Consider the following 12865-nt stretch of genomic DNA (forward strand, 5'->3'; position numbering starts at 1 on the left):
TGAATTTTTTATTTATTTCTATATTTTCGTTGCGTTAAGTTACCAATTAATAAAAACAACCAAAATTCATACTAAGCTATGCTATTATTAGGGATCGACATAGGTACCTCGTCGGTAAAGGTGAGCGTTGTTGACGCCGCCACGCAAAAAGCCGTTGCTTCGGCACAATACCCGGACGAGGAATCGCCAATAAAAGCATTGCACCCCGGTTGGGCCGAGCAGTCGCCGTCTATGTGGTGGGAGCAGTTTCAAAAAGCTTTGGAGCGTTGCCATGCCAAAGGTGGTTACAACGCGCAGGACATATCGGCCGTAGGCATTGCATACCAAATGCACGGTTTGGTTTTGGTTGATAAAGACCAGAATGTATTACGCGATAGTATCATATGGTGCGATAGCCGCGCCGTTGAAATTGGCGATAAAGCATTCGAAGCCATAGGCGAGGAGCATTGTCTTTCGCATTTGCTTAACTCACCCGGCAACTTTACCGCGTCCAAGCTGGCATGGGTTAAAGAGAACGAGCCTGAAACCTATGCTAAAATAGATAAGATCATGCTGCCTGGAGATTATATTGCCATGAAACTAACCGGCGATATTACCACATCGGTATCAGCATTATCTGAAGGTGTTTTCTTTGATTTTAAAACCAATAGCATCTCTAAAGAGATAGTAGACTATTTTGGTTTTGATGAAAGCCTTTTCCCTGTTATTAACCCCGTATTTTCATCGCACGGAGCATTACAGGCATCAATCGCAGAAAAGTTAGGCTTAAAGGCAGGTATCCCAGTGGCCTATAAATCAGGTGATCAACCCAACAATGCCCTTTCACTAAATGTACTTAACCCTGGTGAGGTAGCGGCAACGGCCGGTACTTCGGGCGTGATCTATGGTGTGAGCGACCAGTTAGCTTATGATCAGCAATCGCGCATCAACACTTTCGCGCATGTTAACTATGCCGATGAGCAAAAGAGGCTCGGCGTGTTGTTATGTATTAATGGCACCGGCAGCTTGTACCGATGGGTGAAAAATACTTTTGGTACGGGATACAGCTACAACCAAATGAATGCCGAAGCCGAAAAAGCATCATTAGGCAGTGAAGGTTTACAAGTGTTGCCATTTGGCAATGGTGCAGAGCGTATGCTGAACAACAAACAAGTTGGCGCGCATTTCCAAAATATCGATTTAAACCTGCATACCCCGGCGCATATTTTCCGCGCGGTACAGGAGGGGATAGCATCATCATTTCGCTACGGGTTTGATATTATGCGTAGTAACGGCATGAATCCAACCGTTATCCGCGCAGGCAAAAGCAACCTGTTTTTGAGCGATCTGTTCACCCAAACCTTTGTTAATGCTACCGGAGTTCCAGTTGAACTTTATAATAATGATGGCAGCGTAGGTGCGGCGTTAGGAGCAGGCATAGGCGCTGGCATTTTCAAATCGCCAGCCGAAGCATTCAGCAACATCCAGGCTATAAAACTGATCGAACCAACAACAAATGGTTTTGAACCAGTTTACCAGGAATGGAAATCATTACTTGAGGCGAAGCTGAAAGCTTAAAGCAAAAGGCTGAAAGTGAAAAACTAAAACATTAACAACTACTAAATAAAACAATCACTAATTCACTAAATAAAATGAGCATAGTAACAGGCGAAAAAGAATTTTTTAAAGGAATAGGCCAGGTAAAATTTGAAGGCCTTGAATCAGATAACCCGCTGGCGTTTCGCTGGTATGATGCGGATAGGGTAGTAGCGGGTAAAACCATGAAAGATCATTTACGCTTTGCCTGTGCTTACTGGCATTCGTTCTGCGGTACAGGTGCCGATCCGTTTGGCGGCGCTACGCACGTTTTTCCATGGGATGAAAAAGCTGATGCCGTTGAGCGTGCTAAAGATAAAATGGATGCCGCATTCGAGTTCATCACCAAAATGAACATGCCATACTACTGTTTCCACGATGTTGACGTGGTTGACTATGGCAATGATGTAGTTGAGAACGAACGCCGTTTACAGGCTTTGGTTGATTATGCCAAACAAAAACAAGCTGCCAGTGGCGTAAAATTACTTTGGGGCACAGCCAACTTGTTCAGCCATAAACGCTACATGAATGGCGCATCAACCAATCCTGATTTTCATGTATTGGCGCATGCCGGTGCACAGGTTAAGGCTGCTTTAGATGCTACTATCGCTTTAGGTGGTGAAAACTACGTTTTCTGGGGTGGTCGCGAAGGTTATATGAGCCTGTTGAATACCAACATGAAACGCGAGCAGGAGCATTTGGCTAAATTTTTACATACCGCTAAAGATTACGCCCGCAAACAAGGCTTTAAAGGCACTTTCTTTATCGAACCAAAACCTTGCGAGCCAACCAAGCACCAGTATGATTATGATGCGGCCACCGTATTAGGCTTCCTGCAGAAATACGATCTGATCAACGATTTTAAACTGAACCTTGAGGTTAACCACGCTACATTGGCTGGTCATACCTTCCAGCATGAGCTACAGGTAGCAGCCGATTCAGGTTTATTAGGATCGATAGATGCCAACCGTGGCGATTACCAAAACGGCTGGGATACTGATCAGTTCCCTAACGATATTAACGAAATTACCGAGTGCATGCTGATCATCCTTGAGGCCGGCGGTTTCCAGGGTGGTGGCATTAACTTCGATGCCAAGATTCGTCGTAACTCTACCGATCCTGCTGATCTGTTCTACGCGCATGTTGGTGGTATCGACCTGTTTGCAAGGGCTTTGGTAACTGCTGATAACATCCTGCAAAAATCAGAATACAAAAAACTACGTGCCGATAGGTATGCCTCATTTGATGCCGGCACTGGAAAAGATTTCGAAAATGGTAATGTTTCTTTGGAAGATTTGCGTAACTATGCGATAGCTAACGGCGAACCTAAAGTGACAAGTGGTAAACAAGAATATATCGAAAACTTGATAAATCGATATATATAGTTTATAATTGTCAATCATACATATTAAACCAAAAGACAAACCAAAACAATGAACCTCAAAACCCTCTCGAATGGCGATTATGCTGTTTTCTTTATCTACTTTATAATTGTTGCCAGCTACGGCTTCTGGGTGTATAAGCGTAAACACAACGCCGATGCCACCTCAAAAGACTATTTTTTAGCCGAAGGATCGTTAACCTGGTGGGCTATTGGAGCATCACTTATCGCTTCAAACATCTCTGCCGAACAATTTATAGGTACAAGTGGGTCTGCGTTTAAAATGGGTTTAGCCATATCTACTTACGAGTGGATGGCCGCTATCACCCTTGTTATTGTGGCGGTTTTCTTTATCCCGGTATATCTTAAAAACAAGATCTTTACCATGCCGCAGTTCCTGCATCAGCGGTATAACGGAACTGTAGCTATGATCATGGCCATTTTTTGGCTTTTGCTGTACATCGTAGTTAACTTAATGTCAATCCTTTACCTTGGCGCGTTAGCTATTAGCGGTATATCTGGTCTGGATATTCACTTGTGTATCTGGTTGCTGGCTATATTCTCGGCAGTTATAACATTGGGTGGTATGAAGGTTATCGGCTATACCGACGTTATCCAGGTAGCGGTACTTATACTGGGTGGTTTAATGGCATCTTACCTTGCACTTACTTTGTTAAGCGAAAAAGAAGGCACCACAGGCTTATTAAACGGTTTCAAAATTCTGCACAGCGAAGCTACAGATCACTTCCACATGATCTTCAAAAAAGATAATCCAAATTACATGGATCTTCCGGGCTTATCTGTACTGATAGGTGGTATGTGGATCACCAATCTTAACTATTGGGGCTGTAACCAGTACATTACTCAAAGGGCTTTGGGCGCAAACCTTAAAACTGCACGTGGCGGTATCCTGTTTGCGGCTTTCCTTAAATTGCTGATGCCTGTTATTGTGGTGTTGCCTGGTATCGCTGCTTACCTGTTATATCAAAAAGGTATGTTCCACCAGGAAATGGCAAGCTCATCGGGTGTATTAGATCCTAATAAAGCTTATCCATCGTTGTTAAACTTGTTGCCTACAGGCTTAAAAGGTTTGTCATTTGCTGCGTTAACAGCTGCAATTGTTGCCTCATTGGCAGGTAAAGCAAACAGTATTGCTACCATCTTTACGTTAGATATTTATAAAAAAGCGATCAACCCAGAAGCTACAGATAAGAAACTGGTTAACCTTGGTAAAATTTCGGTACTTGTTGCCTTATTGTTAGGTATCATTTTATCCGAACTTATTGGTAAAGCGCTGATGGGCGAAGGTAAGCAAGGCTTCCAGTACATCCAGGAATACACAGGCTTCGTATCTCCGGGTATTTTTGCCATGTTTATCCTTGGTTTCTTCTGGAAAAAAGCAACTTCAAATGCTGCTCTATTTGCAACCATCGGTGGTTTCATTTTCTCATGTTTCTTTAAACTTTGTCCAAGGTTTATTGATCTGAGCTTCCTGTCGCCTTATGGTTTCTCTAAACTGGCTTTGCAGGACGATAAAGTGACCCAACTTTATGAGATCCCTTTCCTTGATCGTATGGGCTTTGTATTTATCATCTGCGTTATCGGTATGTACATCATATCAAAAATTGATCAGGCCAGGGGTATTACCACAAACGGTCTTGAAATTGATGGTTCGATGTTTAAAACTTCAAAAGGATTTTTAGCAGGTGCGTTGATTGTAACCGGTATTGTGGTTGCATTGTACTCTATTTTCTGGTAGCAGATAATAATCTCAGCATACAACGGCGATGGAATTTAAGTTCCATCGCCGTTTTTGTTTACGTAGAGTTTACTCACCCGATCTAAGCTTCGCTGGATCACCCTCTCTACGGCAAGCCGCAAAGAGGGTAGGGAAAATCAAAACCTTAAAACAGTTTTTGATCCCCTCTTTACGCGAAGCGTAGAGAGGGGTGGCGAGCACAGCGATGCCGGGGTGAGTAAATACACAGCCAGTTATAAAACGAAATCAGCTATTCACGCAAACGTTTTCGTGGATTGTTTGGCGCAGTTGCTTTAAACTTAGTGTTATGATATGTAATTTGCCCCTTCAACAAGCATAACCTATGTGCCGCGCACCACGGCACTGCACCAGTTAATAGCCCATGAAAAACTTTTTAGACCAGGATTTTTTACTCAATACCCCTACAGCTCAACGTCTGTATCATGAATATGCTGCTCATCAACCTATAATTGACTACCATTGCCACTTGCCTCCCGATCAGATTGCCGATGATATCAACTTTGAAAACATCACCCGCATTTGGCTTTATGGCGATCATTATAAATGGCGCGCCATGCGGGCAAACGGCGTTAATGAGACTTACATCACCGGTAGTAAAACCGACGAAGAGAAATTTATTAAATGGGCCGAAACCGTTCCTTACACGCTAAGAAACCCGCTTTACCATTGGACACACCTCGAGCTTCAACGCTATTTTGGCATCACCGAATTACTTAGCCCTGCATCGGCACAAAAAATATATGCTGAGTGTAATGAAAAGCTACGATCACCAGAGTTTAGCGTGCGCAACCTGGTTAAGAATAAAAATGTTGAAGTAGTTGGCACAACAGATGATCCATTAGATAATCTGACCTACCATCAAAAATTAAAGCAGGAAAACTACAGCGTAAAAGTATTACCTGCTTACCGCCCCGATAAAGCGATGAACGCCGATGACGTTGCCGGTTTGAATAAATACATTGATCAGTTGGAAGTGGTTACCAATGTTTCGATCTCCAATATTGATGAATATCTTTCAGCCTTAAAAGCAAGGCATGATTACTTCGCCGAAAACGGTTGTAAATTATCTGATCATGGCTTAGAGCAGATCTATGCCGAGGATTATACTGATGCTGAAATTGCAGCCATCTTCAATAAAATAAGAAATAACGATGTGTTGCTGCCTTTGGAGATCCTGAAATTCAAATCGGCCATGTTGTATCAATTTGCCATTTGGGATCACGAAAAAGGCTGGGTACAGCAGTTTCACCTCGGCGCTTTACGCAACAACAATGCGCGGGCATTGAGCAATTTAGGGCCTGACACCGGTTGGGATTCTATTGGCGATTTTACGCAGGGCAGGGCTTTATCCAAATTCTTCAACAGGTTGGATAGTTCTGATCAACTGACCAAAACCATTATTTACAACCTTAACCCAGCCGATAACGAACTTTTTGCAACCATGGTAGGTAATTACAACGATGGTTCTGTAGCGGGTAAAATGCAGTTTGGTTCGGCATGGTGGTTTCTGGATCAGAAGGATGGAATGATCAAGCAGATGAACGCCTTATCAAATATGGGCTTGTTGAGCCGTTTGGTAGGCATGCTTACCGATTCGCGAAGCTTTATGTCCTTCCCAAGACACGAGTATTTCCGCAGGCTTTTGTGTAACCTTTTGGGCGATGATATTGAAAACGGCGAACTGCCCAATGATATAGCCTGGACCGGTAAGATAGTGAGTGATATTTGCTATTTTAACGCCAAAAACTATTTCGATTTTTAAATGAGCAATATCAAAAACACCAGGAGAAGCATATTATCGTTTGGCGAATTATTACTACGAATGTGCCCTGATGGCGACGGCCAATGGCTAACCGAAAATAAGCTGCCATTTTTTATAGGGGGCGCGGAGCTAAACGTGGCTAACGCGCTTGCATTATGGGATTTACCGATCCGGTACTTTACCGCAGTGCCCGAAAATGAACTAACCCAGCAAATATTGAACTCGCTCGAAGCAAAAAATATTGATACTTCGGCCGTTTATAAACATGGCAACAGAATTGGCCTATACTATTTAACCCGTGGCAAGGATGTAAAGAACAATGCTATTGTTTACGATAGGGCAGGGTCGGCCTTTGCCGATCTGAAACCGGGTACTGTTAACTGGGATGCCGTTCTTGAAGGCGTAAGCTGGTTTCATTTTAGCGCGATATGCCCGGCTTTAAGTCAGCAAGCCGCTGATGTTTGCCTGGAAGTTTTACAGGCTGCAAGCCGTAAACAGATCACTATCTCGGTCGATTTGAATTATAGGCCTAAACTGTGGCAATATGGCAAAAAGCCCGCCGAGATCATGCCTCAATTAGTTCAGTATGCTGATATAATTATGGGTAACGTATGGGCCGAAGAAACTATGCTGGGCATTGAAGTAACACCCGAAATGCATGAATCCGGTCAGCAGAGTGTGTATTTAAAGGAATCTCTTTATTCGTCAGAACGGATAATGGATGAGTATCCGCGCTGTCGTGCCGTAGCCAATACCTTCCGTTTTGATGCTGGGAAAGGTATTGAATACTATACCGCGTTATACACCGGCAACCGCTTTTATCATTCGGCAACCTACACTACCGATACCGTGGTAGATAAAGTAGGCAGCGGCGATTGCTTTATGGCCGGCCTTATTTACGGCTTTTACAACAAACAAGATCCACAACAATTGCTTGATTTTGCAACCGCTGCCGCCTGGGGCAAGCTCTCTATTTTAGGCGACGCTACAACACAAACAGTTGATGAAGTTTATAACACTATGAAACAATGAGTAAAAAAGAAGTTGCATTAACCGCAATAATTGAGCAAGGCACCCTTCCTTTATTTTTTTATAAAGACCCGGAAGTGAGCCTGCAAATAACCCGTACGCTTTACAGGGCGGGCATCCGGGTATTTGAATACACCAATCGTGGCGCAGCAGCCCTCGAAAATTTTAAGATATTAAAGAAAGCATTGGCCGATGGAGAAATGCCAGGGTTAGAATTGGGCATTGGCACCATTAAAAGTGTTGAAGAGGCCGAAGCATTTATTGATGCCGGGGCCGATTTTATTGTATCGCCAATTGTTAACCCGGCTGTGGGTAAACTGGCTGCAGAAAAAGGCCTGTTATGGATCCCCGGCTGTATGACACCAACAGAGATCTATACCGCGCAGCAAAACGGTGCGGCTTTAATAAAAATATTCCCGGCCAATATTTTAGGGCCGGAGTTTGTATCCTCTATCCGCGATTTATTTGCCGGGCAATTGTTCATACCAACAGGTGGGGTTGATTTGAGCAGCGAAAGCATTAGCACTTGGTTTAAAGCAGGCGTTTGCGCGGTAGGCATGGGCAGCAAACTGATCAGCAAATCGGTATTGGAAAACCAACAGTACGACCAGCTGTACGCCGATACCGTAAAACTATTGGAGATAGTTAAAACCAGTAAATAGCCAATTAAACCAATTATAAATGAGAGAAGAAAAAGTTGGTAATTACAGGTGGGTAATTTGCTCGCTGGTGTTTTTTGCTACAACAGTCAACTATCTGGACAGGGCAGTGATCAGCCTGTTAAAATCCGATTTGACTAAGGAGTTTACGTGGACCGACGGTGATTACGCCAATATCGAGATAGCTTTTAAAATAGCATATTCCATTGGTTTGCTTGTGTCAGGAAGGATTATTGATAAAATAGGAACCAAACTCGGATATTTTTTATCAACCTTACTTTGGAGCATATCTGCGGTTTGCCATGCCTTTGTAGGCAGTACTTTTGGCTTCGCAGCCGTACGTTCTGCATTAGGCATAAGCGAAGCTGGTAACTTTCCGGCAGCCATCAAAACTGTTGCAGAGTGGTTCCCGAAAAAGGAACGTGCATTTGCAACCGGTATTTTTAACTCTGGTGCTAACATTGGCGCTATAGTTGCTCCTTTAACTGTGCCGTTTATAGCGGTAGCCTGGGGATGGCGTTGGGCGTTTATTATAACAGGCTCTATAGGTTTTATTTGGCTGGTGCTTTGGCAACTCATTTATCGTATTCCGTCAAAACATCCTAAAGTAACTAAAGCAGAGCTTGATTACATCAATAGCGACCATGATGCGCAGGCAGAAGCCGTGCAGCCTGTTGAGCAGAAAAAAATATCATGGGGTAAACTGCTTACCTTTAAGCAAACCTGGGCCTTTGTTATAGGCAAGTTTCTAACTGACCCTATCTGGTGGTTTTATCTATTCTGGTTACCCGATTTCCTGGAAAGCCAATACCATATCAAAGGAACAGCGATCGCTATCCCGGTAGCTTTGGTTTACACCATGTCTACCTTTGGTAGTATAGGCGGTGGATGGCTCCCTATGAATCTCATCAAAAACAACTGGCCGGTATTTAAAGCCCGTAAAACATCTATGTTTATTTACGCGTTGTTTGTGATCCCGATCATTTTCGCACAGATTTTGGGTGGCATCAATATGTGGCTGGCAGTAATCGTTATCGGCATTGCGGCATCAGCGCACCAGGCCTGGAGCGCTAATATTTTCACTACTGTATCTGATATGTTCCCTAAACGGTCGATTGGATCGGTAACCGGTATAGGGGGGATGTTTGGTTCGATAGGCGGCGTATTTCTGTCGCTTGCCGTGCAGAAAAACTTGTTTGTTCATTATCGTGCGTTGGGTAAAATAGAGATTGCCTATTACATTATGTTTTTTGTTTGTGGTAGTGCCTACATTCTGGCCTGGTTGATCATGCACGTACTTGTACCGAAAATGAAACCTGTTGTTTTGGATTAAGTCATTTGGTTGTATCACTGTTTCATTAAGTCATTAAGTCATTTTTGTTTGATGATTTTACAAACTATGCAATGACTTAATGACGCGAAGCCAATGACCCAATGACTAAAACAGAAAACGGATAGGCGAAAAGCCTATCCGTTTTCTGTTTTTACACCGCTTGAGCGGCGAGTTCATCTATCCAGCTTGAAAGATAAGGTTCAGTACCATCTATCCTGATCCATTCGCCGTCGCTGTCCTTTGCTATTACAAGGTGCAGCGTTTCATCTAACGATTTGAATTCATAAGCTTCGTTGTAGCCTGCTTGGTTTACCTGTTTTACTATTCCGTCTATTGTGCTGTCGGTACCGGTAAGGGTGGCTTCAGATTGTTGTTCCATAATTGTTTAGTTTATATAGGCAACAAGTTTTTGGTGTATTCTGTTTGCAAGCGGTTTGTGATCATGCTCATTTCCGTTGCATAAATGTTCAAGGCTGAAAATTTTTATACAGTAAAACTTTTAATATCTTGCTTACGTTCTGTTAACAATTATAAACCATGAACAGCAGGCACAGTAAAAAATACTTCCAGGTATCGCAGAGGGTATGGGGAACTAAACTCCTATTTGTAAACATTTATATGATAGCTAACCGTCCCGGCGCTGCAAAAGGCTGGGTATTGGTTGATACAGGCTTAAAAGGTTCGGCAGATAAAATTATTGCCATGGCCGAAGAACTTTTTGGCCTGGGTACACGTCCCGCCGCTATTGTACTTACCCATGGCCATGGCGACCATGCCGGTGGCCTTCAGGAGCTTTTGAAAGTATGGAATGTGCCCGTTTATGCTCATGCACTTGAATTGCCGTACTTAACCGGACTATCATCATATCCGCCTGCCGATCCGTCCTTAACAGATGGTTTGATGAGTGTTTTATCCGTATTTTTTCCTTTAGGTCCGCTAAATTTTGGTAGCAGGATCAAAGCCATTGATATGGAAGAGGGGATACCTGAATTGCCCGAATGGAAAATGATCCCTACGCCGGGTCATTCGCCCGGCCATATCTCTTTGTTTTTACCCGTAAATTCAACCCTGATAGCTGGTGACGCGTTTTCGACCACCAAAGCCGAGTCAGCCATCTACTCCTTTGGTTCATTAAAAAAATTAACAGGACCGCCAAGATATCTTACTATGGATTGGGAAGCCGCCGCCGAATCGGTGCGTACGCTTGCCGCGCTTCAACCACGCACGGTTGGTGCAGGCCATGGCCCGGTTATGCGTGGCCGTGAATTACACGATGAACTTCATGAACTTGCGGATCATTTTGAAGAAATGGCGGTACCATCCACCGGGCGTTATGTTGATAGCCCGGCAATAGCCGATGAAATGGGCGTGAAATATGTGCCCCCACGCGTAAGCAGCGGTTTACTGAAAGCTACAGTTGGTGTTGCAGCCGCTTTAACCGCGTTTTTTGTTATAAGAGGGCTGCAGAAATAATCTACAGCCCATTGCAATTTAAGTTACGATTTCTGAGCCGCCTCGATAGCTGCCGGTAACGATTTACTGATATCATTGCCGCCTATCTGTAGAAAACGAATGATCCCTTTAGGATCGATTACCATAGATGTAGGGTAGTTGGATACATGGTAAGCTTTACCTATTTCCGTTGTTTTCGGAATAAGTGCGTATTCGAAAGGATGGGCTTTCAAAAATGCTTTTATCGCCGCGCTGTCGTCACGCCCCATCGCAAGGAAAACAACCCCGGCATCGCTGTATTGCTTTTTAATATCATTCAGTTTAGGCATTTCTTCAATACAGGGAATACAAGTGGTGAACCAGAAGTTAAGCACTACAGTTTTTCCTTTTAACGCTGCCAACGACCATTTTTTACCAGTAATATCAGTCAATGAAAAATCAGGGGCTGGCTGGTTAAGCATTTTCTCGAGATTGGCCTTCTTTTCTGCCGCAGCTTTCAAAAACTCATCTGTCATGGGCGAAATGTGGATCTCGTCCGGGTGTTTGTCGTCGTGACTCATCATAAAACCACGGTTGCCCCAGGCTTTTTCTACGCTATCTAATTTATTAGCGGTCACAACTTTACCATCGGGCAAAATGTATTTGGCATTATCTGGCAGGCCTTGCGCCATAGCGCTTAGTATTAAACAATTGGATATGGCCAACATCAGGATTTTTTTCATGTCGATTTTTGATTTTGTTTACTGCAAAATTATCTCCGGTGCTTATACCCAATGTTAACGCCCTTAATTTTAGTGTTAACTAATGTTAACCCGGTTTAATTAACGGGCTGTTAGCCATATCTTTGTACTTATAGTGAAAAAGAGACTGGTATTTATTTTTATTGCGGCGGCGTTAACCGCGTTCGGGATCATCCTGTTCCAGGTGTATTGGGTGTACAACTCGTACAAAACAGGCGAACGCAATTTTAAAAACGCGGCCAACAACGCGTTAACACGAAGCATTGAAATGTACCAGGTACAACAAAATGAGTTACCTACCTCGCTTAAATACAAAGTACCAACTTTATCTTTTTTTATGAGAACGATCCCTAACCGGGATTCGATAGCGTTAGATACTCCCGGGGTGATCAAAAGGTTTAGCGCCGAGTTTTTAACTGTATCGGTAGATAAAAATAATTTACAGGTGGTAAGGGCTATGGTGGCGCGCCTGCTATCGCAGCAGTTACATAAACCACTTAATGTTGATACTTTAACACGCATTTTTAAGCGCGAGTTGCAAAAGGAAAACATCAAGGCTCCATTTAAATTGGTGATTCTGCGTAACCGGTTAACCACGCCAATGGGCGAGATCGCGGCTGCTGTTAACTTTTACAAATCGCCCATCGTAGTGAAAGCCGAAATAAATAGCCGCAATTTGTTATTAGCACAAAACATCGCGCCTGCATTAGTATCACTGTTGCTGGTCCTGCTCTCGGCTGGCAGCCTGTTTTATATGGGGATCATTATTAAACGGCAGATGCAACTGGACGGCATCAAAAATGATTTCATTAATAATATAACGCACGAATTACGCACGCCGATAACCATCCTCAAATCTTCAAATGAAGCACTTTCGCAATTTGGAGCCGCTGCTGATCCCGAAAGGCTGGAGCGTTACCTCAATATCAACGCAGCTGTTTTGGATACGCTTGAAGCCAATATTGACCGGGTACTGGAAATAACCGGCTATGAACAGGGCGCTAAACTGGCCAATCCTCAAAACGTAGATCTGCCCGAATTAATAAAGAAAGTAATAGCCCGTTTTAGCCTGTATAACCATGCTACGGTACAATTGAAATATGATCTGCAAAGCAACGAGTTGGTTTACCGACGCTTTTATTATTGATACCATA

Annotated in this window: 11 protein-coding genes; 9 read left to right on the plus strand and 2 right to left on the minus strand. The window is 43.4% G+C overall.

Annotated elements, in window-relative coordinates; genetic code table 11:
- The first annotated feature begins 78 nt into the window (after positions 1–78).
- From AAFN85_RS13040 to AAFN85_RS13070, 7 genes are all read left to right on the plus strand, one after another.
- On the plus strand, positions 79–1557 hold the full coding sequence (locus tag AAFN85_RS13040; protein ID WP_347527783.1) for an FGGY family carbohydrate kinase: 1479 nt from the start codon (positions 79–81) through the stop codon (positions 1555–1557).
- A gap of 74 nt (positions 1558–1631) precedes the next feature.
- On the plus strand, positions 1632–2960 hold the full coding sequence (gene xylA, locus AAFN85_RS13045; RefSeq protein WP_347527785.1) for a xylose isomerase: 1329 nt from the start codon (positions 1632–1634) through the stop codon (positions 2958–2960).
- 48 nt (positions 2961–3008) lie between these two features.
- The gene (locus AAFN85_RS13050; protein WP_347527786.1) at positions 3009–4715 is read left to right on the plus strand and encodes a sodium/sugar symporter; all 1707 of its coding nucleotides are present in this window, start codon (positions 3009–3011) and stop codon (positions 4713–4715) included.
- Positions 4716–5097: 382 nt separating this feature from the next.
- Positions 5098–6498, plus strand: coding sequence for a glucuronate isomerase (uxaC, locus tag AAFN85_RS13055; RefSeq protein WP_347527787.1), 1401 nt, complete (start codon positions 5098–5100; stop codon positions 6496–6498).
- Positions 6499–7530 carry a sugar kinase gene (locus tag AAFN85_RS13060; protein WP_347527788.1) on the plus strand — a complete coding sequence of 344 codons (1032 nt, stop codon included), beginning with the start codon at positions 6499–6501 and terminating at the stop codon, positions 7528–7530.
- Positions 7527–8189, plus strand: coding sequence for a bifunctional 4-hydroxy-2-oxoglutarate aldolase/2-dehydro-3-deoxy-phosphogluconate aldolase (locus AAFN85_RS13065; RefSeq protein WP_347527789.1), 663 nt, complete (start codon positions 7527–7529; stop codon positions 8187–8189). Before AAFN85_RS13060 ends, AAFN85_RS13065 begins: the two co-directional genes overlap by 4 nt.
- 19 nt (positions 8190–8208) lie before the next feature.
- A complete protein-coding gene (locus tag AAFN85_RS13070) occupies positions 8209–9519 on the plus strand; it encodes an MFS transporter (RefSeq protein ID WP_347527790.1) in 1311 nt (436 codons plus the stop codon).
- Between the two features lie 151 nt (positions 9520–9670).
- Here AAFN85_RS13070 and AAFN85_RS13075 read toward each other — a convergent pair whose 3' ends face one another.
- Positions 9671–9898, minus strand: a complete 228-nt coding sequence (locus AAFN85_RS13075; protein ID WP_347527792.1) for a hypothetical protein — start codon at positions 9896–9898, stop codon at positions 9671–9673.
- Positions 9899–10056: 158 nt separating this feature from the next.
- Between AAFN85_RS13075 and AAFN85_RS13080 the strand changes: the two genes are divergently transcribed.
- On the plus strand, positions 10057–10992 hold the full coding sequence (locus AAFN85_RS13080; protein ID WP_347527794.1) for an MBL fold metallo-hydrolase: 936 nt from the start codon (positions 10057–10059) through the stop codon (positions 10990–10992).
- A gap of 23 nt (positions 10993–11015) precedes the next feature.
- Here AAFN85_RS13080 and AAFN85_RS13085 read toward each other — a convergent pair whose 3' ends face one another.
- Positions 11016–11693, minus strand: coding sequence for a TlpA disulfide reductase family protein (locus AAFN85_RS13085; protein ID WP_347527796.1), 678 nt, complete (start codon positions 11691–11693; stop codon positions 11016–11018).
- 133 nt (positions 11694–11826) lie between these two features.
- Between AAFN85_RS13085 and AAFN85_RS13090 the strand changes: the two genes are divergently transcribed.
- A complete protein-coding gene (locus AAFN85_RS13090; protein ID WP_347527798.1) occupies positions 11827–12858 on the plus strand; it encodes a histidine kinase dimerization/phospho-acceptor domain-containing protein in 1032 nt (343 codons plus the stop codon).
- Positions 12859–12865 lie beyond the last annotated feature (7 nt).

Origin of the sequence: Mucilaginibacter sp. CAU 1740 (assembly GCF_039839285.1) — a bacterium.
In the GTDB taxonomy this organism is placed as follows: Bacteria; Bacteroidota; Bacteroidia; order Sphingobacteriales; family Sphingobacteriaceae; genus Mucilaginibacter.